Raw genomic sequence first — 20,689 nt, forward strand, 5'->3', positions numbered from 1 at the left:
GTTCGGATATTTTTTCTTCAAAGGTTCCAGCCATTGGGCAGTAAGTTTTTCATGAACCGGACAGTAACCGTTCCAGAGTTTTATCTCCTTGTCCTTCACCTGCTCGGCGACATAGCTACCAAGGTTTTTATCCGGAACAAAAAGAACCTTTTCATCTTCAACAGATGAAACCACCTTTACAGCGTTAGCTGACGTGCAGCAGATGTCAGAAAGTGCCTTAACGGCGGCTGAACTGTTAACATAGGTAACAATCGTGTAATCGGGATTCTCCTCTTTAAAAGCTTTTAACTCATCTTCTATAACCATATCTGCCATTAGACAACCGGCTTTAGGATAGGGAATTAAAACCTTCTTTTCCGGATTAAGAATCTTAACCGTTTCAGCCATAAAATAGACACCGCACATTAAAACTGTTTCAGCTTCTATTTCAACAGCTTTTCTCGCAAGCTCAAGGGAATCACCGACAAAATCAGCAATATCCTGAATCATCCCATCCTGATAATAATGTGCAAGAATAACCGCATTTTTCTCTTTCTTCAGCTTCTCTATCTCTTTCAAAATTTCCATCTTTACTCCCACTCTATCGTGCCAGGTGGTTTTGATGTAATGTCATAGACAACGCGGTTAATGCCCTGAACCTCATTTATGATTCTGTTAGAAATTCTCTCAAGAAGCTCGTATGGAAGCTTTACCCAATCAGCAGTCATCCCATCAGTACTTTCAACAGCCCTTATAGCGATGACGTAATCGTAAGTCCTCACGTCACCCATGACACCGACGCTCTTTACAGGTAAAAAGACAGCAAAGGACTGCCAGATTTTGTCGTAAAACCCCGCTTTCTTTATCTCCTCAAGCACAATGGCATCAGCTTCTCTCAAAATCTCAAGATATTCAGGTTTAACTTCATCAATAATCCTTATCGCAAGACCAGGACCAGGGAAAGGCTGCCTCTTAATGATCCCATCAGGAAGTCCAAGTTCTTTGCCAAGTTCTCTAACCTCGTCTTTAAAAAGCTCCCTTAAAGGTTCTATAAGCTTAAAGTTCAATCTTTCAGGAAGACCACCAACGTTGTGGTGAGATTTAATCGTTGCAGAAGGACCTTTTACGGAAACACTCTCTATAACATCGGGATACAGTGTTCCCTGTGCCAAAAATTCCGCATCTGATATCTCTTTCGCCGCCTTTTCAAAAACTTCTATGAAAGTGTGACCTATTATCTTTCTCTTCTTCTCAGGATCTACAACACCTTTTAACCTTTCAAGGAAGAGAGAAGAAGCATCAACAGTTCTAAAGTTTTTCATGTGAAACTTCTCTTTAAACGTCTTCTCTACGCTTTCTTTTTCTCCTTTTCTTAAAAGCCCCGTATCAACGAATATCGGATAAAGTTGGTCGCCAATGGCTTTATGTAAAAGTGCAGCGACAACGGAAGAGTCTACACCGCCTGAAAGAGCGCAAATCACATTTTTATTTCCAACAGTTTTCCTGATTTTATCTATCTCATACTCAATAAAATTCTCCATTGTCCATGAAGGCTCACAACCGCATATTTCCACCGCAAAGTTTTCAAGGATTTTGTCGCCAAATTGTGTATGCTTAACCTCTGGGTGAAACTGGACACCGTATATATTCTTCTCTTTGTTTCTTATGGCTGCGTAAGGTGCGTTCTCTGTTTCTGCTATCGGCTCAAAACCTTCTGGAATTCTTAAAACCCTGTCACCATGACTCATCCAAACTGTAAACTTTTCGGGAAGTCCTTTAAAAAGATCTTCATTATCAAGAACAGAAAGCTCAGCTCTTCCGTATTCGTGCCTTTCAGCTCTGACAACTTCTCCACCAAATAGGTACGTTATAAGCTGCATTCCGTAGCAAATACCCAAAACAGGAACGCCAAGTTCAAAAATTTCCATTCCAACCTTTGGCGAATCATCAGCATAAACGCTTGCAGGACCACCTGAAAGGATTATTCCCTTCGGTACAAACTTCCTTATCTTTTCAACCGGCGTATTGAAAGGATGTATCTCACAGTAAATGTGTTTTTCTCTCAAACGCCTTGCAATGAGCTGAGTGTACTGAGAACCAAAATCAAGGATGAGAATCTTGCTTTCATGAATATCTTTTACCATCTCTTAACCTCTAAGTACGGGAATTTAGAAATTTAACAGGAAAATTATACTACCTTATTTTTATCGCAACGAAAGGAGAAAGAAAGGCGGGAATCCCCGCCTCAATTGAAATTAGAGTAAATCTTTAACAGATGAGAAGGCTTCCTCTGCTGCAGAAATTGTTCTTTCAATATCTTTATCAGTATGAGCTGTCGAAACAAAAGCAACTTCAAACTGCGAAGGTGCAAGGTAAACGCCCCTTTTAAGCATCTCTCTAAAGTAGGCAGCGTAAGCTTCCGTATTTGACGTAGCAGCAGAAGCGTAATCCTTAACTGTTTCACTGGTAAAGAAGACGCAGGAAATAGATTCAAGATTCTTAAAGCAAAGTTTATCTGCAACGCCGGCCTTTTCAGCAGCCGCCTTTATACCCTCTGCAAGCTTTTTACCCTTTTCTCTCAAAGCTTCGTAAACGCCAGGTCTCTTTAAAATTTCAAGTGTCTTTATACCTGCAACCATTGCAAGAGGATTTCCGGAAAGCGTTCCAGCCTGATACACAGGACCTTCAGGTGCAAGGTAATCCATTATCTCTGCCTTTCCTCCAAAAGCACCCACAGGAAGACCGCCACCTATAATCTTTCCAAAACAGGAAAGATCAGGTGTGATTCCGAAATACTCTTGAGCACCTCCCGGTGCAAGGCGGAAACCGGTAATAACTTCATCAAATATAAGAAGTATACCTCTTTCAGCGGTTATCTCTCTAACCTTCTCAAGAAAACCATCTTCAGGAAGAATAAGTCCCGCATTTGCCATGACAGGTTCCATAATAACACAGGCTATGTTTTCACCAGCTTCATCTATAACCTTTTTAAGTGCGTCAATGTTGTTGTAAGGCACTGTAATTGTATGCTTTGCAAAGTCTTCTGGAATACCCGGACTTGTTGGCACGCCAAAGGTAGCAAGACCTGAACCTGCTTTCACCAAAAGGGAATCAACATGACCGTGATAACAGCCTTCAAACTTAACAACCTTATCCCTCTTTGTATAGCCCCTCGCAAGCCTTATAGCAGACATGGTGGCTTCCGTTCCAGAGTTAACCATTCTTACCTTTTCCACTGAAGGCACCATTTCAACAATCATCTTCGCAAGCTTAACTTCAAGCTCTGTCGGTGCACCGTAACTTGTTCCATTTTCAGCCTGCTCTTTTATCGCAGCAATAACTTCATCGTGAGCGTGGCCCAAAATCATAGGGCCCCAGGAACAGACGTAATCTATGTACTCATTCCCATCAACATCCCAAATGTGAGAACCCTTTGCCCTTTCAATAAACCTTGGCACGTCACCAACAGATTTAAAAGCCCTAACAGGACTGTTAACACCGCCGGGAATGTACCTTTTTGCCTCTTCAAAAAGTCTCATTGATTTCTCAACGCCCATCTCTTCCTCCTGAAGGGTAAATTCAGCAAAAGTTTACCACAAGTAAAAGAATTAGCAGACAACCTGTGGTGCGGTCAATCCACTTTACTAAAAACCCTTTTCACCCTAAATTAATTATCGTGTTCTTAAACTGCCAACGAATCACAATTCACCTTAGAAGGAGAGGTGCCATGGAAAAAGGCTTTAGAGATATAGAAGAATATTTTCTTTCAGTAGCAGAAAATCCGAAAAGAAACACGCAGCAAAAGATTTCAAAACCGCAGAAAAAGGTTGACTTAAACAAAAAGATAAGGAATTTAAACGAGAAACTCAAGGGAAAAGATGCAAAGATAAGGCAGCTTTACGCAGAAATTTCTCAGCTTACCAGAAAAATTGAAGAATTGGAGAAAGAAAATCAAGAACTTTCGCGTTTCAAATATGACCAGAACATAGTGGAGAAGTACAAACAGCAGGTGGAATCACTAAAAGAAGAAATTGCATGCCTTAAATCAGAAATAGCAGAAAAAGATAAGAAGATAAAATCTTACGAATCAAGTGAACTGCCAAAATCAAGAGTTGAACTCTTTATTGAAGTTGCGCTTAACAGCATAGCCACCAATATAACTGTGAAAAACGGACTGAAAGTGCTCTTCTCAAAACGGTTCAGAAAAGATATCGCAAAAGAGGTGGCCTGCAGACCGTTTCTATTTGAAAGCTTTATGTCAGCTCTATCAAGGTGCGAGACAACTTCAAAACTCCTTAAAAGGGACAAACAAGACATCTACAGAATTAGAGTAACCTCTCCGTACGGTGAATTCAGGGCTATATATACAAAACTTGACAGGGACACGATAAAGTTTCACCGATTTGGACAGAGAGACGACATCTACAAAGAACTTGACGCTTCAGGGTGGAGTCTTGACTGATGCTCTCCACCCTTAATGACTTTAAACAATACTTCAACCTTACAGAAAAAGAGATAGAAGGAGCAAAAAAGGTAATCGACACTTTTCCTGTTAGATGTACAGAATACTACGCATCCCTTGCAAACAGAAATAACCCGAATGACCCTATAAAAAAGACCGTTTTTCCCACGGCTGAAGAGCTAAAAGATTTTCTACCTGACGACCCGCTTAAAGAGGAAATCCAATCACCCGTTTCCGGACTTACGCATAAGTATCCCGACAGAGTTTTAATCGTTGCGACAAACTACTGTCCCGTCCTCTGCAGATTCTGCATGAGGAAAAGAAACTGGAAAAAGCAATCGTTCGTCATAACAAAAGAACAGATTGACGAAATAACAAAGTACATTAAAACAACTAAAGTTAGAGACGTCCTTATCTCTGGTGGCGAACCGCTTACAATTCCTGATGAAATCCTTGAGTACCTGATTTTAAAACTAAAAGAGATAGAAACTGTTGACATAGTGAGAATTGGAAGCCGCCTGCCAGTTGTTGCCCCAAACCTGCTGACAGAGAAAAAGATAAAAATTCTTGAAAGAGGCGAAAAGGTCTGGCTTAACACCCACTTTAACCATCCTGCCGAAGTAACAAAAAGCTCAAAAGAAGCCGTAAAAAAACTTTTAAAGGCAGGCATTCCCGTTAACAATCAAACGGTGCTGTTAAAAGGCATAAACGATAGTGAAGAAACACTCTACAAGCTATTTTCAACACTTCAGAGAATAAAGGTAAGACCATACTACCTTTTTAGATGCGACCCCGTAAACGGCGTCTTCCACTTTGCCACATCCGTTGAAAAGGGACTCGAAATAATGAAAAACCTAAAAAAGAAACTTTCACCTCTTGCACTTCCCTACTACGCCGTTGATACCTACAGGGGAAAGATAATTCTCTTTCCCGAAGGTGCGGAGTATAAGAGAGATGAAAAAGGATACCTGTTTAAGGTAGAGGATGTCAGCATTTTACTGCCCTGACGGCAACAAATCCACCTTCACCGCTGCCGTCCTTTATAACAGGCAACATTTTACCGTCCTTCTCTATAAGCGTCTGCTTAACAGAAATTTCAGAAAAGCCTGCCTTCTTTAGAAAGTCGACTATTTCTTCTGTTGAGTAGAATGTGGCTTCTTTATAGAAGCGGCTCTTATCCTTTTTCTCTTGATAACGTTTTCCCAAAGGTGAGTTCTTATCAACAAATCCAACGATAAAAACACCGCCCTTTTTTAAGATTCTGAAGGCCTCTTTAAAAGACTTAAGCACATCATCAACAAAACAAACAGTAGTAACCATTAAAACAAAGTCATAGGATTCGTTAGGAACAGGAAGCGATTCGGCAACACCTTTCAAAACATCTATTCCCCGCTGCCTGGCAACTTCAGCCATGGCATCAGACGGCTCAATACCAATCTTTATACCAAGGGGGGCGGCAAACCTGCCGGTGCCGACCCCTATTTCAATACCTTTCCCTTGAGGAAGTAAAGACCTGATAAGCTCTAACTCGGCCTCATAAATATCACGGTTCCTTTCAAACCAATTCTCATACTCTCTATAAAAGCGGTCAAAACTTTCAGTTTTTGCCATAGCAACCTTATTTTAAATCCTTGATAAGCTCCGCAAGAGTCCTTACAGGCTGACCGGTAGCACCGTAGCCGTAATACTTCCAGTCCTTCTCAACAAAAGCAGGACCTGCAATATCTATGTGAGCCCATGTTTTAACGTTTTCACCGACAAAGTTTTTAAGGAAAAGAGCAGCCGTAATGGCACCACCGTACCTTGATTTTCCAACGTTCTGAATGTCGCTCTGTGTTCCTTTAATTTCCTCTTCAAGGTCTTCATCAAGAGGAAGACGCCACATCTTCTCACCAGATTCCTGAGAAAGTGAAAGAAGAGTCTGTGCAAACCTATCATCAGCTGTAAAAAGCCCTGAAGTGTAATGTCCAAGTGCAACAACACATGCACCTGTAAGCGTCGCCATATCAACCATAATATCAGGATTAAGGTCACTACCGTATATCAGGGCATCTGCAAGAATAAGCCTTCCTTCAGCATCGGTACTGTGTATTTCAACAGATTTGCCGTTTTTGTAAACAAGTATATCGTCAGGCCTGTAAGCTTTTCCGTCGGGCATATTCTCAACAGCAGGTATAAGGGCGTGAACCTCTACATCGGGCTTTAACTCCCCAACCGCCTTCATAATGCCCAAAACGGCACAGGCACCGGCCTTATCCATTTTCATCTTCTTCATGAACTGTTCAGGTTTTATGTTAAGACCACCACTGTCAAAAGTTACACCCTTCCCAACAAGAACAAACTTTTTAACAGGATTTTCCGGCTTGTATGTAAGATGAATAAACCTTGGAGGATTTTTACTTCCCTTGCCAACTGTAAGAATTCCTATCATTTTTTTCTTTTCAAGATCTTTTTCTTTAAAAATCTTACACTTAAAACCGTACTCTGAAGCAAGATCTTTTGCTATTTCTGCAAGGGTTTCAGGTGTAACGACGTTGCCAGGTTCATTAACGATGTCCCTTGTAAAGTTTGCAGCTTCAGCAAGAACTTTACCGTAACTAAATTCTTCTTTAAGCTCTTTTGCACCGTAGACAGTTACCGCTTCTATCTCTTTCTTCTCTGACTTATATTTTTCAAAAGAGTAAGCTGAAAGCAGAATACCCTCTGCAAATGCGGCGGCAAAACCGTCACTTTTTTTGCCAAAATCAAACATAACAGCTGCAACTCTCTTTACCTTTTTGGTCTTTGCCTCTTTTATAGCCACTCCAATAGCCTTTCTCACCGCTTCCCTGTTTAATTCACTTTTCTTTCCAAGTCCTGTAAAGATGAACAGATGACCTTTACTGCCAGGAACAGCCGCAACATCACCGATCTTTCCCTTAAAACTGAAAGTCTTTAAAACTTCCCTGTTAATTCCCTCTTTCTCAAGTAGCTCTGAAACGGCAGCGTCAAACTTGCCATTTTCGTAGCAACCTACGATAAACGCTTCGTCTTTCTTAACAGCCGGTTTTCTAACTGAATATACAAGTTCCATTCCTGCCTCCCTGATTAATGTCCTTTAATGACCGGATAGTTCTTTTCTGCCCAGCCAATAATTCCACCATCCATATTATATAGCTTTTTAAAACCCTCAGACTCCATTACTTTTGCAGCAACTTTTCCGGTTCTTCCGTCCCTTGAGCAAATTATATAAGGTGTATCTTTATCAAGCTTTTTTATCTTTTTGAAAAAGTCACGAGACATAAAGTCTATATTTTTAGCACCCCGAATGTGACCGGTAACAAACTCTTCAGGCGTCCTGACATCTATTACTACAACACCTCTTTCAATAAGTTTTAATGTCTCTTCTGGAGAAATTTCTTTAACGTTGCTTTTACCACTACAGGATAAGAGAAAGAAAGGAAAAATTAGAATAAAAAGAAGAAAAGGTATCCTTTTCAACAAAGTCCTCCAAAACCGTTTTAAGAGATTATATCAGAAGGGGCAAAGCAAAGCCCCCGTTAAGGTTATTTTTTTAAGTTTTTCAGCATTTCCATGGTTTTTAACGTCTTTCCAAGATACCACTTGCCGTTTGCAAACGTAACATAGTCCTGGCCGGCCATGGCGGCTCCGTACCTTATAGAATCTGCATAGAACAGCCAGGATTCAACCCATCTCTGTTCTATCGGTTCATCAAACGGATTGCTGCCCTGAGGTAAACCTTTCTCAATACCTCTCTTCCACACATCAACCAAAAGGTTTGTAGCAGAAACCTCTGCATTATTTGTGTAATCTATGATTTCTTTAAGCTCCTCAAAGTGATTATCAACAAGCGTCTGGGCATGACACGCAAGGCATACCTTTTTCATGTTGTTCATTCTTGAATTCATTTCCTCTTTTGAAATGACAGAAGATTTGACAGGCGTTCCGTTAAGGTTGTAAGGGAGAGGCAATCCGGCAGCATTTTTAGCTTTATAAGTTTCAGAGTACTTAATGTGAGGTGTAGCAAAGATACCAAAGAGCCTGTATGGAAGCCTGTCAAATATCCTGTGAGTTCTTTCAACTATTATGTTACCGTTTTTATCTATAGGCCTGCTCATGTGGCACGCCGCACAGGTTGGAGCCGAGAAGTCTTTACCAACAACCCACGAAGGGTCATTAAAATTCCACCTGTGCTCCATGGATTTGTAAATGGCACCGTGCTTACTTGCCATGTAAACCTTGTACGCAGGAACATCCGGACCTTTGTGACACTCACCGCAGGTTTCAGCCTTTCGTGCCATTTCTATTGAGAAGGTGTGGCGAGTGTGGCACGGTGTGCAGGAACCTTTTGAACCGTCAGGATTTATCCTTCCCACACCATGATTGGGCCAGCCCTCCAGAACAGGGAACCTCATTTTTCCAAACGGTGTGTCTTTTTCAGTAAATCCTTCAACTTTAACAACCGTTCCATGGCACTTTAAACAGGAGGTTTTAAAATCTTTTTCTCTTGCCTTTTCAATAATAAATTTCCCATGGACATACTTTTTCTCTGCAACAACGGTTGCCGCAAGTTCATGGTAAACGGGATTCTTCATCAGGTTAGCATAGGCATTCGCCTTAAGACTTTGAGAATACTCTTTTACTTCAACAGGATGACATAAAGCACAGTCATTTGGCGTAACAACAACGTGAACCTTAAAACCATTGTGTTCAAATGTATCAGCGTGAGAAGATGGATTCTGAGTGTGACATTCTGCACAGCCGACAACAACATTCTTAAACTCATCAGGTACAGAAGTTGCCGAAACGAGTCTTTCGAGCTTTCCTTTTTTCATGGCCTCAGCCATGGTTATATGGGCGTGCCGGCTCTTCTCCCACTGTGCAACAATACCCGGCGTTACTATCCTGTGACAGCCAAGACATTTCTGCGTTGCGTTACTTATTCTCGGTTTTTTTTCAGAAACCTTAACAGTACCACTGTTCATAGACTGCTGGCAACCCGTTAGAATAAAAGCTGCAATCAAAAATCCCAGCTCTTTTCTCATATTTCCTCCAAAACTGCAATTAATTATCATTCTAAATGATATACTTTTCTGTAAGTTTTGTCACAGGGGGAGTAAAAGAACTCTACAATTACCGATTAACCTCAAATGCAATATTTAGTATCATTTATCCTATGATATGTAAAAAGCTTCTGAAGAAAAAAAGATTTATAAATTTCGTCCTGTTTGCCGTATGTGATGCTTTTGAGAGCGATTACATGTTCTGCGCGGCAGCAATAGCCTACTTTACCCTCGTTTCCATCATTCCTCTTTTCATAACATTTTTCTTTATAGAAATCATTGTTTTTGATATCAATGTCCTTTCACTTGTTCCCAAGGAGCTTTTAAACTCACCGTTAAAACCGCTCTTTGAAAGGATTCAACACATAATTACCACTACAGGCATACTGAGTGGGACGGCAATACCTATAATGCTCTGGTTTGCAAGAGGTGTTTTTCTGGCTGTCGAACGTTCATTTACATATATACTTGGAAAGTGCAACCCGGCAGGCTACATAGGAAGAAACCTTCTTGTTATCCTTTTTATATTCGTTCTATGGATACTTATGTTTGCCTTTTATACATTGAAACTTCTCTTTGCCGTTGTCTTTCCTTTAAACTTCATGGTTTCCCTGCTTTCATCTGTCGGTGCTTTAACTGTAATGTTTTTAATTCTGTTCTGCCTATACTACTTTCTACTACCTGTAAAGTTCCACTGGAAAATTGTTTTAAAAGTTTCCGTCTTCGTATTTACGATGCTGACAATATTTGAAAGACTTTTCCTCTATTTCATAGAAAATGTTTCAAAAATTGACCTGCTCTTTGGTTCTTTTGCGGCAGTTATTATATTTTTATTATGGATATACTACTCGGCAATAATGGTGCTCATAGGAGCAGGAATACTGAAGGCGAAAATGATTGCAGAGGATGAGTATGAAGAAAGTAAGAACTGTTAAAGAAATGAAAGGTATTGCAGAAGCTTTTAAAAGAGCGGGTAAAAGTATCGGATTTGTTCCAACGATGGGATATCTTCATGAAGGGCATTTAAGTCTCGTAAGAAGGGCAAGAAAAGAGAACGATATTGTTGTAATGAGCATCTTCGTTAATCCCACTCAGTTTGGACCCAATGAAGATTTTGAAAAATATCCAAGGGATGAAAAGAGAGACTCCAAATTGGCTGAAAGGGAAGGTGTAGATATACTTTTCCTTCCAGCTGTTGAAGAGCTTTATCCTGAACCTTATAGGACGTATGTTGAGGTGAGCGAAATAACAGAGGTTCTGTGCGGTGCCAGGAGACCAGGACACTTTAGGGGAGTTACCACGATTGTTACAAAACTTTTTAACATAGTAAAACCCGATAGAGCCTACTTCGGAAAGAAAGATTTCCAGCAATATAAAGTAATAAAACAGATGGTAAAAGACCTGAATATGGACGTTGAAGTTGTGGGATGTCCTATTGTCAGAGAAAACGATGGTCTTGCAATGAGTTCAAGAAACATCTATCTATCACCGGAGGAAAGAAAATCCGCACTTTCACTTTACAACGCTTTGAAGCTTGCTAAGGGACTTATTGAAAAAGGGGAAAGGAGAGCTTCCAGAATAAAGCAACAGATGGAAAAATTTATTCTTTCCCATCCTAATGTAAAAAAAATAGATTATATTGAAATTGTTGACCAGGACAACTTCAAAGATGTAGAATTTATAAAAGAGAGTAACCTGATTGCTCTTGCAGTCTTTGTTGGTGATACACGACTTATAGACAACTGGGTTGTTGGGGAGGAGATATGATTTACGACATCGCTCTTAAAACAGCAAGGCGTTCTCAATTCATTGATATTACAAGAGAAGTTCAAGGTATTGTATCAAGAAGCGGTGTTGAAAATGGCATATGTGTAGTCTATGTACCTCATACAACTGCAGGCGTTACTATAAATGAAAATGCTGACCCATCCGTTAGAAAAGATATTATTACATATCTCGAAAAGCATGTTCCATGGAAAGAGTCCTACTTTGAACACATAGAGGGTAACTCTGCCGCCCACATCAAATCTTCTCTGATGGGTTGCAACACCACTGTAATTGTAAAAAACGGAAGGCTCCTTTTAGGACAGTGGCAGGCTATCTACTTCTGTGAATTTGACGGACCAAGGCAGAGGAGAGTGTTTGTTAAAGTTATATCTGAATAGGAACATTTCTCAAGTTTGATTTGTTATAAAGAAAGTGTAAAATTTGGTTAAATTCATCCGATAATGTAAGATGAAGGTGTATGAGGTAATCGGAAGGTAGGGAGAAGTACCATGAAAATAGAAGGTTTTCAGAATATAGCAGGTGTTGAGGCACAGCACCTCAAGAAGCAGATAAGGAAACGTACAAGGAACGGGCAAGCAGACGAAACGGTATTGCAGGAACCTAACGCCGTATCTGTAAATGAAAGTACAGAGATTGAAAAAGCAGTCAAAGAGCAAGTCCAGCTTCAGAGTGTAGATACTATTCGTGTTCAGGAGATAAAAGAAGCTATCAATTCTGGAAATTATCCAGTTGATATACATAAAATTTCTGAGTCTATTTTAAAGGAATTTCTTGGTCTATAGCATTTAAAACATGAAAAACGACTATGGAAGCCAATCCTTCCACTTTTGAAGGGATTGGCTTTTTCACTTTGTGTATAGCTTCAAATACTTCCTTTTCTGAAATGCCTATCTCACCAGCAACGGCTTTTACAACATTACCGAAACTTTTTTGTGTATAATTGAGCTCGGTATTTTTCATCTATGATTCCTCCGGGGGTTAATGTGGTTAACATCAAGAAAAAACTTATAAGAGATATAGCAATAATGTCCGTGATTTCCGGAATTGCTGCTCCAATAGTAATACATCGATTTTTCCTCCAGGGCCATCCTATAGATCCCCTTGAATTTGCCACTTCTCTCATATCCAACTTTATATTAGGCTGGTTTATATATTATGTAATAGTCAGGGGAAATTTAAAAGAATACTTTGACAATGTAACGGACATTTTTCGCAGAATAAGAAGAGTGCTGGAAGGTTCAAAAGCCCATTCCCTTGAGGAAATAAAACAGCTAAAAATAGAAGCTCAAGAAGACGATTTCATATACGAGGTATCTAAAGAAATAAATCATTTCATAGAAAATCTTTATATGAGTGAAATCTTAGATAACTATCAGAGAGAGGTTGGAAAGTTGTTTGCAACTTTAGCAACTCCTGAAGTTCTAGCAGAATCTTTTTATAACTTTCTACTGGAAAAGTTTGGAATAGTTGCTATGGCAGCTTATATGAAAGATTCTGAAGGTGTAACAACAAGAATAGCATGTTTCAACTTTAAAGAATGCCAAATAACGGATTTCATAGAAGCATGCTTCAGCTTTAAAGATTTAAAGCTAATAAATGTTTCCGATGTAGAAATTGAGCTTTTAGACAAAACAAACGTGAGAGAGCTTTTGATAGTTCCTTTAACTTCAATAGATGTAAAAGCCATTCTCATACTTGCCAAAACCACAAAATTTTCGGGGTTTGAACTAAAATTCTTAAGAAAAATAAGAGATTTAATGTCTCTTGGACTTACAAATGCAAGAAACTATAAAAGATTACAGGAAGAATCCTACTTGGACCCGCTTACAAAGCTCTATAACAGGAGATTCGGTATGAGAAGATTTCAAGAATTAATATCTTTAGCAGAACGAGAAAACAAGCCATTGGCAGTAGGGATGATGGATATAGATGATTTTAAAAAGATAAACGATACATATGGTCACCTTGCTGGAGACTATGTACTTAGAACATTATCGTCAATCGTAAAACACCATGTAAGGGACATAGATTTGGTACTGCGCTATGGAGGTGAAGAAATTTTGATGGTTTTGTTCAACACTGACAAATATGACGGTGAAAAAGTATTTGAGAGAATTAGAGAAAGTATAGAAAAACACAGATTTGAATTTGAAGGAAAATTAATAAAAGTAACTGTAAGTATAGGATGGTATCCTATTCCTCCAGAAGAACTTACAGAAAATGCGAGAAACAATTATAAAGAATTTATAAAAAAGGCAGATGAAGCACTGTATAAAGCGAAAAAACTTGGTAAAAATCGGGTAATTTGTTACTCACCGAAGATGAATGAAAACAATTAAATATCTTAAATTTATTAATATTTCATTTACCTCTTTTCACTAACTTGTGGTATATTTAATTATGCTTTTCAAAGTAGTAAAATTGCTAAAGGTGCTTAACAATTATCTACCGGGAGGCAGTTATGAAGAAGCTGCTAATGGTTTTTATTCTCCCTATATTTTTATGTGGATGTGTTGCAACAACCCAGGGGAACATAAGTTACTTTTTAAAACCCAAAAGCATAAAGCGAATAAAAAGAGTGGCTGTTTTACCTTTTATGAATTTATCATTAGATAAATTTGCTGGAGGAAGAGCTAGGGATTTTGTCATAACTGCACTGCTTGAAAAGGGTATTGATGTAGTTCCAAAGGGAGAAGTCGATAGGGAGATAAAGAGACTTGGTGTACCTGGAGGTTTCTACTTTGATGTTAATGATCTTAGGGTTCTTGCAGAAGTTTTGAAAGTCAATGGGTTCGTCCAAGGTTCTGTGGATGAATACAAATTAGAGAGAAGAGGTACTTACAGCTATCCCGTGGTAGCCTTAACTATAAAAATTCTTGATACGAACGGAAACGTTATCTGGCAGGCTTCAGGTGTAAAAAGTTACTACAGCACACTTGGCCGACTGTTAGGTCTAAAAACCGTTGATCCTATAATCGCTCTTCAAAAATTTTGCTATGAACTTTTAGAAACTTTTAACCCTCAGGAACTTAAGGGCAAAAAATGACTTCAAGGAACACGGTAAAAGTTCTTGTATGCACACTAATATTCATTTTAGGGATCTTTATGAACAGTTCATCAGGGCAGATAGTAATTTTTCCTATTAGAGATCTTACGGTGGATCCGCCGGGAATAGATTTGAAACTCACAGATAAAATAGCTCAGGCTTTTAAAAGAAAGGGGAACCTTGTTGTATCAGGGAATAAACTGTATTCTGCTTTATCCGCAGAAAAAATATATGCAACAGGATTAGCAGGGACGGCAAAAATTGCTTTATCTTATAAACTTAAAGGTTCTACAATGTTATGGGGTGCAAAAATAGAAGCTGATGGGAAAAAACACCTGTTTGGAATCGTTTTATTTGCTACATCCGTTCCTGATGGAAAAACATATTGGAGTAAAGTGTTTTACTACCAACCTGAAGAGCACTTTCTCAACTTAGGGAACAATCTCTCCATCGAACAGATGGAAGACCGCATAGTGAATGAGGTGGTAAACTCGTTTCCTGGAGAAAAATTAGGTAAAGAAATTCTCCCTTCAGGATTTCAGGTGAAACATTTTTCAATGTTTCCAAGGTACGTTAGGGACGGAGATGAAGTAAATCTACTTCTAGAACCTGTAGGGAAACCTAAAACTGCTTCTATAATTATTTATATAGATGGTAAAGCTGTTACTTTGAGGAGGACTGACGGTGCTTACACGGGAGTTTTTGTTCCCAATCTCGGCAATGGAAGGTATCCAGTCTTTCTCTATGAAAATGGTAAAAAGCTGATGCTTGACGAACTTACCGTGGATAATGTACCTCCAAAGATTTATCTTACAATAAAAGGGTTAAAGAAAATTGGTAATATATATTTTGCAAATGGCAAGCTTTTGTTAATGGCAGGACTAAAAAAACCGGACAGCATAATGAGATGGGGTTTAACTATTTCTGATTTTAAAGGAAATATAGTATTTAAGAGGTTTGGAAACGGAGCACCTGTTATTGCAATAACATGGAATCCAGTAAAAGCTCTAGCTCACGAAGGAATTTATAAGATATCGTTAAAAGTTACAGATGTTGCTGGCAACACAGCTTTCCTTGAGAAAAAATTCTATTATTTCCACAACATACCGGCACCTAAGATAACTATCTACAAGACACAAAAAGGTAAAACTGTCATAATGATTAAATCGATAAAGATCCCGGATAAATTTAAGGAAATTAGAATTGTAGTATTTTCACCTAAAGGATATCCTTTAGGTGAAACTAAAATCAAAAAACTTCCAGCAGAAGTAATATTTGACAGTGATTATAATAAGCTTAAGGTACGTCTGTTTATGCAGGATGAAATCGGAAATAAACTTGAAAAGGATTATGAGTTGAAGGTAAAATCCTACAGAGAAATGGAAGAGCAGAGAGGTTGGGTTGAGGAATTTTAAGGCAGTAGTTTTTATGTTGATAATAGGGTTGCTGTCATCCTGTTCAACTGTTCCGGTGAAAGAATCCGATTCAGGTTATGTCAGAATTTTTAGAAAAGAAAAAATAAGTCCCTGTAAAGTTGCTATACTGCCCTTTAAGAACGAAGTAAAAGATGAAAATGCAGGTGAAAAGGTTGCATTAATCTTTTACTCTGCTTTTGTTTCAAATGGCATAGATGTTGTTCTCCCTCAGGATGTTAAAAACCTGATGGTAGGGAGGCATTTCTTTCCATATCAGAGCATTCCTCAGGCATTTCTTGACTTTTTGAGAAACAACCTTGGCGTTGGATTAGCTATAACAGGAAAAGTAATGACATACAAACCCTACGGGGGAGGAAGCCGGTATCCTGAGGTAAGGATATGGATAGAGGGGATAAGCACCAGAACGGGTAGGAGAGTATTTTCTGCCTACGTCGTTCATCGGGGGGACGACTTTAGAAAAGTTTTAGAGTTTGGCGTGGTGAAAAGTATAACAAAACTTATATTTGTAAGCTCCGATGAACTAATGAAAAATCTTCAGGAGGCCGGCATAAAATGTTTAGAAGAGTAATACTTGCTGTTATTATGCTACTATCAATCAGCTCCGCAGCCTTTTCTAAAATACCTCAAAACGAATGGCTGGTAAAAATAGGTAATAAAACATACACAGTTAAAGATTTCCAGAATTGGTGGGAAAACTGGAAGGTTGACGGTTCAAAGTTTCCTGAAAATCCCACACCGTTTATAGACTGGATGCTCCTATTTGAAAACGGAACGGAACTTGGGCTGTATAAACTTCCAAGCTATCAAAAAAAGATAAGGCAGTTTGTCAAAGTCCGCTCCCTTCTTTTACTTGAGGGAGACACCCTTGCACCTGCTAAAAAGGTATCAGATAAAGAGGTGATGAATTATTACAAAAAAAACTACATACCAAAGTTTAAGCTCGATATCTACTTTTTTCAGACAAAAGAGGAAGCAGCTAAAGCGAAAAAACTCATAGAAAAGGGAATAACAGGCGAGAAACTCGCAAAGGTTCTTGGGATTAAAAATAAAATGCACTTTGAGAGAAAAACCGATTGGATGCGGCCATTTGAGATAAATAACACAGCTCAAAAGGAATTGATTTTAAAAGCAAGGAAAGGGGAAGCTATTGGTCCTGTCAAGGATGGGAAAATGTGGCTAATAATAGTGGTTTCTGACAAAACAGACAAAGAAAACAATATCAATGAAGTGCTTAAAAGTGCAAAAGAGAAATTAATCAAGATAAAAGAAGCAGAAGCAACAGAGCAACTCTTAAAGCAATTGAGAAAGAAATATCCTGTGTGGGTAAACCAAAAGCTCCTCAGAAAAATAAATCCCAATAATATTCCTGCTAAACTTAAAAAAGAAATACTTTTAAAAGTCGGCAACTATGCATTAACTGTAGGAGGATTTATGAAGTTCCTTAAGCAGGAAATTGAATGGGAAAAACATTCTCGATTTGGAAAAGTCAATTTACAAATTGCTAAAAAGAGAGTGGTTGATTCCATTATTAATCAAACACTCGTGGGATTGGAAGCTCTAAACAGACATTATGAAAGGAGGGAACCTTTAAAATCTATGTTCGAATTCTATTGCCAAAACAGAATAATAAAAGAACTTGAAAATCGTGTGCTGAAACCAAAGGTCAAAATTTCAGAATCTGAAATTAAAGATTATTACATTAGGCATAAGTCCGAATACCGCCTTCCTGACAAAATTAAAATAAGATTCTTGCAGACCAGCGATGTAAGACTGGCAAAGAAACTGTATAAAGAACTGCAAGCCGGAAAAAATTTTAAAGACTTAACTAAGGAAATTATGGGATACGATAATGTAGTTGAGATTCCCTATTCACACCTCCTTCCAGAGTCTAAGAAGGTCATAGATAAACTCAAAATAGGTGAAGTTTCAAAACCGTTTAGAATAAAGAATACATATTTCATGGTGGAGGTGCTGCAAGTTCAAAAAAATCGTTATAAACCCATCTCAGAAGTAAAAAAAGAAATCGAAAGGAAACTATTTGAAGATAAATTTAAAGCAATTAAGCAGGAATATATAAAGCAGCTTTACATAAATTTACTATCTAAGGGAAAAGCAGTAAAAGTGAACTGGGATGTCTGGAATTCCATTGTAAATAGCCATAAGAAACAGGAGCAGTACAATGGAACTTATGCCTTCTATTTATTTTTGTTTTCTCTTGTCATAATCAGCGGGATTGCATATTATAAAGGTGTGGAGCGTGTAGGATGAAAAAAAGATTTTTGCTCTTTATTTTTTTAGTTTTATATGGAAATAGCGTTCAGGGTGCACCGGTGCATTTTAAACATGTAACAGGCAAAAACGGTAAGGACACCTTCACACTTAAAGAAAAGCCGGGAGAAGTTAACTTTAAGTTTATACATATTCACAGTTTCGGTAATGGCAAAGGTTCATGTTCATACTGTCACACTTCTAAAAATCCTTCCCGTAAAGATGTAGAAAAAATTAACGGTGAGCTCGTTTGTATCAAATGTCACCAGTATATATATGAAAAAATATCTACGCATTTATATCATCATAAAAACATAAAAAATTGTGTGCTGTGCCATGATCCACATCAAAGTGATAATATAGCAATGCTGAAAGGTAATGGAATAATGGTATGTTTAAGGTGCCATGCCAAAAACAGTAAAGGATATTGCATTCATCCTCAGGGTGATAAACATTTAGACCCAAGAAATGGGCAGCCAATCACATGTATTACATGCCACTACACTATGGGAACAGATTACAAATATTTACTCAAAAAGGACGGCGAAGAGGCGCTTTGTTACCAATGTCATTCACCGAAAAGATATAAGTAAAGTATGAGGAGGAAATTTATGAATATTTTATTAACCATATTGAGTCTATTTACATTTGCGTTGCCCAAGGCAGTTTTTGCCAGGTCTTTTAACTATACTTGGTACATGACACTAAAGAAAGACAAAAGGGAAACTTTTATGAGACGTCCTCTTTTTGTATCGTTTTCGCAAAACGGAGGCTGGGCATACATCGTTGACGGGACCGGAAAGCTTTTTTCATATTCTGTTAAAAGAGGAATTCCTAAACCTGCTTTTTTTGCTAGAGGAGTGTTAAATAAACCTGTGGCTATGGCGAAATTTTCGAAAGAGAAGATTATAGTAATTAACCGCGGCAACCAGGAGATTGATATCATCAATTTAAAGACTCGAAAGATTGAAAAAATACGGATGAGAATGATTCCTGATAAAATCTTTATTCATAAAGGATACATCTATATTCTTGATAGGCTGACAGGCGATATATACAAATTCGACAATCAATTTAACGTAAAAGAAGTTTTTACTCACGGCAAAGATGATGGATTTATAGATTTTAAAATCCGAAAAAATAGAATGGTCTGCCTTAAACCCATATCAAAAACTGTAGTGGAATTTGACCTTAAAACAGGAAAAAGAAAAACCATAAAGCTTGAAGACAAAAACCACAAGCTTTTTCTTCCCGTATCTATAGACGTAGACAAAGATGGTTATATATATATATGTGATAAAGATGCTGGAAATATTAAGATATATAGCCCAAAGGGCTCATTATTAGATATAATTTTAAGAAAAGGTGAAAAGATAGGCAATCTTTACTATCCATCCTACATAAATTTTGATAAGTATGGAAATCTATGGATTGCGGAAGAGGGAAATGGAAGGGTTGAAGTCTTTGACAGGCAAAGTCCTAAATCTAAAAAGTAACTTATTAATAGTAGTGGTAACCTTAGTATGTGGAAGTGCTGCTTTTGCAGTGTCAGGTCCATGTTACAAGTGCCATACGATGCATAATTCTCAAAATGGCACTGTTGTAAATAGTAATGGCACTTATCCTTATCTGTTGAATAAAAGCTGTATAGCATGCCATACCGGAATAAATGATGGGACAAATAAAACCCCATATATATTTTCTCAAACACCACCTATATATAATGCTACTGGAACAGAACCGGATACAAATACACTTGCCGGCGGAAACTTTTACTGGATGGTCTATGGAACTAGTGTGCCTAATACCGCTGCTGATGAATGCGGACACAATGTAGCAGAGCTTGGAAATCCCGATGACATACTGTCAGCGCCGCCGGGATTTGACGGAACATTTGCAAACGCTGCTGGGGAAATTGTAGGCAACGGTACATGGCCGGCAGGTCAGCAAGTAACATGTGCAGGCCTTTACGGATGCCACGGACACCACAGACCGGGTGATGACGACTACAAAGGAATATACGGAGCCCACCACGGGAATAAAGGAAATGACGGAGTAACTCCACTTACAAATGCAACAACGGTCGGCAACAGCTACAGGTTTTTACTTGGAATATATGGAATAGAAAGCGCAAATTATGAATACCATCCAACGGCGACAAATCACAATCAATATTACGGTCAGGTGAGAGACAGTACAACACCTTTAACAGCTTCAACGGCAGACAAACATACAATATCTTATTTATGTGCTGAATGTCACGGATATTACCACTCAGGAAGCGGGCAAATTTCCTCAAGTGATTACGGCGTTTCGCCGTGGCTCCGTCATCCAACGGACTTTGATATGACGGATGCTTCAGGAAGTGAATATCAGTACTACAACGGTGCCACCAACTCAACAGCAGCACCTTACAGCGTTATTGCACCCGTTGCATCTGATGACCTTACAAAGGGTGTTCTTTCTGTAGTGGATGTAAAACCTGGTGACCCTCCGGGAACTGCAATTGTAACCTGTATATCATGCCACAGAGCACACGGAACACCGTATGCAGATATCCTAAGGTGGGACTTTAGAAACTGGCCGTCAAACGGTAAATTAAACGGGTGCACTATATGTCATACACAAAAAGACTGAATTTGTGAGG

At 38.6% G+C, this 20,689-nt stretch carries 22 protein-coding genes; 14 read left to right on the forward strand and 8 right to left on the reverse strand.

Features of this window, described 5'->3' with window-relative positions; genetic code table 11:
- From MV676_RS02010 to hemL, 3 genes are all read right to left on the reverse strand, one after another.
- The coding region (locus tag MV676_RS02010; protein WP_297444807.1) for a quinolinate synthase NadA at window positions 1-567 on the reverse strand (567 nt) is incomplete at its 3' end.
- Between the two features lie 2 nt (window positions 568-569).
- Entirely contained in the window at window positions 570-2,123 is a 1,554-nt protein-coding gene (gene guaA / locus MV676_RS02015) for a glutamine-hydrolyzing GMP synthase (protein WP_297444809.1), read from the reverse strand.
- Between the two features lie 111 nt (window positions 2,124-2,234).
- A complete protein-coding gene (hemL, locus tag MV676_RS02020; RefSeq protein ID WP_297444810.1) occupies window positions 2,235-3,536 on the reverse strand; it encodes a glutamate-1-semialdehyde 2,1-aminomutase in 1,302 nt (433 codons plus the stop codon).
- 170 nt (window positions 3,537-3,706) lie between these two features.
- On the opposite strand from hemL, the gene MV676_RS02025 reads away from it, so the two are divergent.
- Both MV676_RS02025 and MV676_RS02030 read left to right on the forward strand, forming a co-directional pair.
- Window positions 3,707-4,441 carry a hypothetical protein gene (locus MV676_RS02025; RefSeq protein WP_022847167.1) on the forward strand — a complete coding sequence of 245 codons (735 nt, stop codon included), beginning with the start codon at window positions 3,707-3,709 and terminating at the stop codon, window positions 4,439-4,441.
- Window positions 4,441-5,448 (forward strand): KamA family radical SAM protein, encoded by a 1,008-nt coding sequence (locus MV676_RS02030; protein WP_297444813.1) that lies wholly within the window; start codon window positions 4,441-4,443, stop codon window positions 5,446-5,448. The genes MV676_RS02025 and MV676_RS02030 overlap by 1 nt, the downstream gene beginning before the upstream one ends.
- On the opposite strand, the gene MV676_RS02035 is transcribed toward MV676_RS02030, so the two are convergent.
- From MV676_RS02035 to MV676_RS02050, 4 genes are all read right to left on the reverse strand, one after another.
- Window positions 5,429-6,052 carry a class I SAM-dependent methyltransferase gene (locus MV676_RS02035; RefSeq protein WP_297444814.1) on the reverse strand — a complete coding sequence of 208 codons (624 nt, stop codon included), beginning with the start codon at window positions 6,050-6,052 and terminating at the stop codon, window positions 5,429-5,431. The genes MV676_RS02030 and MV676_RS02035 overlap by 20 nt on opposite strands.
- Before the next feature lie 7 nt (window positions 6,053-6,059).
- Window positions 6,060-7,514, reverse strand: a complete 1,455-nt coding sequence (locus MV676_RS02040) for a leucyl aminopeptidase (protein WP_297444816.1) — start codon at window positions 7,512-7,514, stop codon at window positions 6,060-6,062.
- Between the two features lie 14 nt (window positions 7,515-7,528).
- The gene (locus tag MV676_RS02045; RefSeq protein WP_297444818.1) at window positions 7,529-7,921 is read right to left on the reverse strand and encodes a rhodanese-like domain-containing protein; all 393 of its coding nucleotides are present in this window, start codon (window positions 7,919-7,921) and stop codon (window positions 7,529-7,531) included.
- A 65-nt stretch (window positions 7,922-7,986) separates the two neighbouring features.
- The gene (locus tag MV676_RS02050) at window positions 7,987-9,486 is read right to left on the reverse strand and encodes a multiheme c-type cytochrome (RefSeq protein ID WP_297444820.1); all 1,500 of its coding nucleotides are present in this window, start codon (window positions 9,484-9,486) and stop codon (window positions 7,987-7,989) included.
- A 131-nt stretch (window positions 9,487-9,617) separates the two neighbouring features.
- Here MV676_RS02050 and MV676_RS02055 point away from each other — a divergent pair, with 131 nt between their 5' ends.
- The 4 genes from MV676_RS02055 to flgM all read left to right on the forward strand — a co-directional run bounded on the left by MV676_RS02055 (window position 9,618) and on the right by flgM (window position 12,074).
- Window positions 9,618-10,439 (forward strand): YihY/virulence factor BrkB family protein, encoded by an 822-nt coding sequence (locus MV676_RS02055; protein WP_297444822.1) that lies wholly within the window; start codon window positions 9,618-9,620, stop codon window positions 10,437-10,439.
- Window positions 10,417-11,271, forward strand: a complete 855-nt coding sequence (gene panC, locus MV676_RS02060; protein ID WP_297444824.1) for a pantoate--beta-alanine ligase — start codon at window positions 10,417-10,419, stop codon at window positions 11,269-11,271. The genes MV676_RS02055 and panC overlap by 23 nt, the downstream gene beginning before the upstream one ends.
- A complete protein-coding gene (locus tag MV676_RS02065) occupies window positions 11,268-11,669 on the forward strand; it encodes a secondary thiamine-phosphate synthase enzyme YjbQ (protein ID WP_297444826.1) in 402 nt (133 codons plus the stop codon). Before panC ends, MV676_RS02065 begins: the two co-directional genes overlap by 4 nt.
- A gap of 111 nt (window positions 11,670-11,780) precedes the next feature.
- The gene (gene flgM / locus MV676_RS02070) at window positions 11,781-12,074 is read left to right on the forward strand and encodes a flagellar biosynthesis anti-sigma factor FlgM (RefSeq protein WP_297444828.1); all 294 of its coding nucleotides are present in this window, start codon (window positions 11,781-11,783) and stop codon (window positions 12,072-12,074) included.
- Here flgM and MV676_RS02075 read toward each other — a convergent pair.
- Window positions 12,046-12,252 (reverse strand): hypothetical protein, encoded by a 207-nt coding sequence (locus tag MV676_RS02075; RefSeq protein ID WP_297444830.1) that lies wholly within the window; start codon window positions 12,250-12,252, stop codon window positions 12,046-12,048. The genes flgM and MV676_RS02075 overlap by 29 nt on opposite strands.
- 23 nt (window positions 12,253-12,275) lie before the next feature.
- Here MV676_RS02075 and MV676_RS02080 point away from each other — a divergent pair, with 23 nt between their 5' ends.
- The 8 genes from MV676_RS02080 to MV676_RS02115 all read left to right on the forward strand — a co-directional run bounded on the left by MV676_RS02080 (window position 12,276) and on the right by MV676_RS02115 (window position 20,679).
- Complete coding sequence (locus MV676_RS02080; protein ID WP_297444832.1) at window positions 12,276-13,631, forward strand: GGDEF domain-containing protein; 1,356 nt, start codon at window positions 12,276-12,278, stop codon at window positions 13,629-13,631.
- Between the two features lie 122 nt (window positions 13,632-13,753).
- The gene (locus MV676_RS02085; RefSeq protein ID WP_297444833.1) at window positions 13,754-14,338 is read left to right on the forward strand and encodes a hypothetical protein; all 585 of its coding nucleotides are present in this window, start codon (window positions 13,754-13,756) and stop codon (window positions 14,336-14,338) included.
- Window positions 14,335-15,753: a hypothetical protein gene (locus MV676_RS02090; RefSeq protein WP_297444835.1), complete on the forward strand. Its 1,419-nt coding sequence runs from the start codon at window positions 14,335-14,337 to the stop codon at window positions 15,751-15,753. Before MV676_RS02085 ends, MV676_RS02090 begins: the two co-directional genes overlap by 4 nt.
- On the forward strand, window positions 15,740-16,342 hold the full coding sequence (locus tag MV676_RS02095; RefSeq protein ID WP_297444837.1) for a hypothetical protein: 603 nt from the start codon (window positions 15,740-15,742) through the stop codon (window positions 16,340-16,342). Before MV676_RS02090 ends, MV676_RS02095 begins: the two co-directional genes overlap by 14 nt.
- Window positions 16,327-18,042, forward strand: coding sequence for a peptidylprolyl isomerase (locus MV676_RS02100; RefSeq protein WP_297444839.1), 1,716 nt, complete (start codon window positions 16,327-16,329; stop codon window positions 18,040-18,042). The genes MV676_RS02095 and MV676_RS02100 overlap by 16 nt, the downstream gene beginning before the upstream one ends.
- Window positions 18,039-18,635: a cytochrome c3 family protein gene (locus tag MV676_RS02105; protein ID WP_297444841.1), complete on the forward strand. Its 597-nt coding sequence runs from the start codon at window positions 18,039-18,041 to the stop codon at window positions 18,633-18,635. The genes MV676_RS02100 and MV676_RS02105 overlap by 4 nt, the downstream gene beginning before the upstream one ends.
- Before the next feature lie 18 nt (window positions 18,636-18,653).
- A complete protein-coding gene (locus MV676_RS02110) occupies window positions 18,654-19,538 on the forward strand; it encodes a hypothetical protein (RefSeq protein WP_297444843.1) in 885 nt (294 codons plus the stop codon).
- Window positions 19,489-20,679, forward strand: a complete 1,191-nt coding sequence (locus tag MV676_RS02115; protein WP_297444845.1) for a hypothetical protein — start codon at window positions 19,489-19,491, stop codon at window positions 20,677-20,679. The genes MV676_RS02110 and MV676_RS02115 overlap by 50 nt, the downstream gene beginning before the upstream one ends.
- Window positions 20,680-20,689: the final 10 nt, after the last annotated feature.

This window comes from Desulfurobacterium sp. (assembly GCF_027028515.1).
In the GTDB taxonomy this organism is placed as follows: Bacteria; Aquificota; Aquificia; order Desulfurobacteriales; family Desulfurobacteriaceae; genus Desulfurobacterium_A.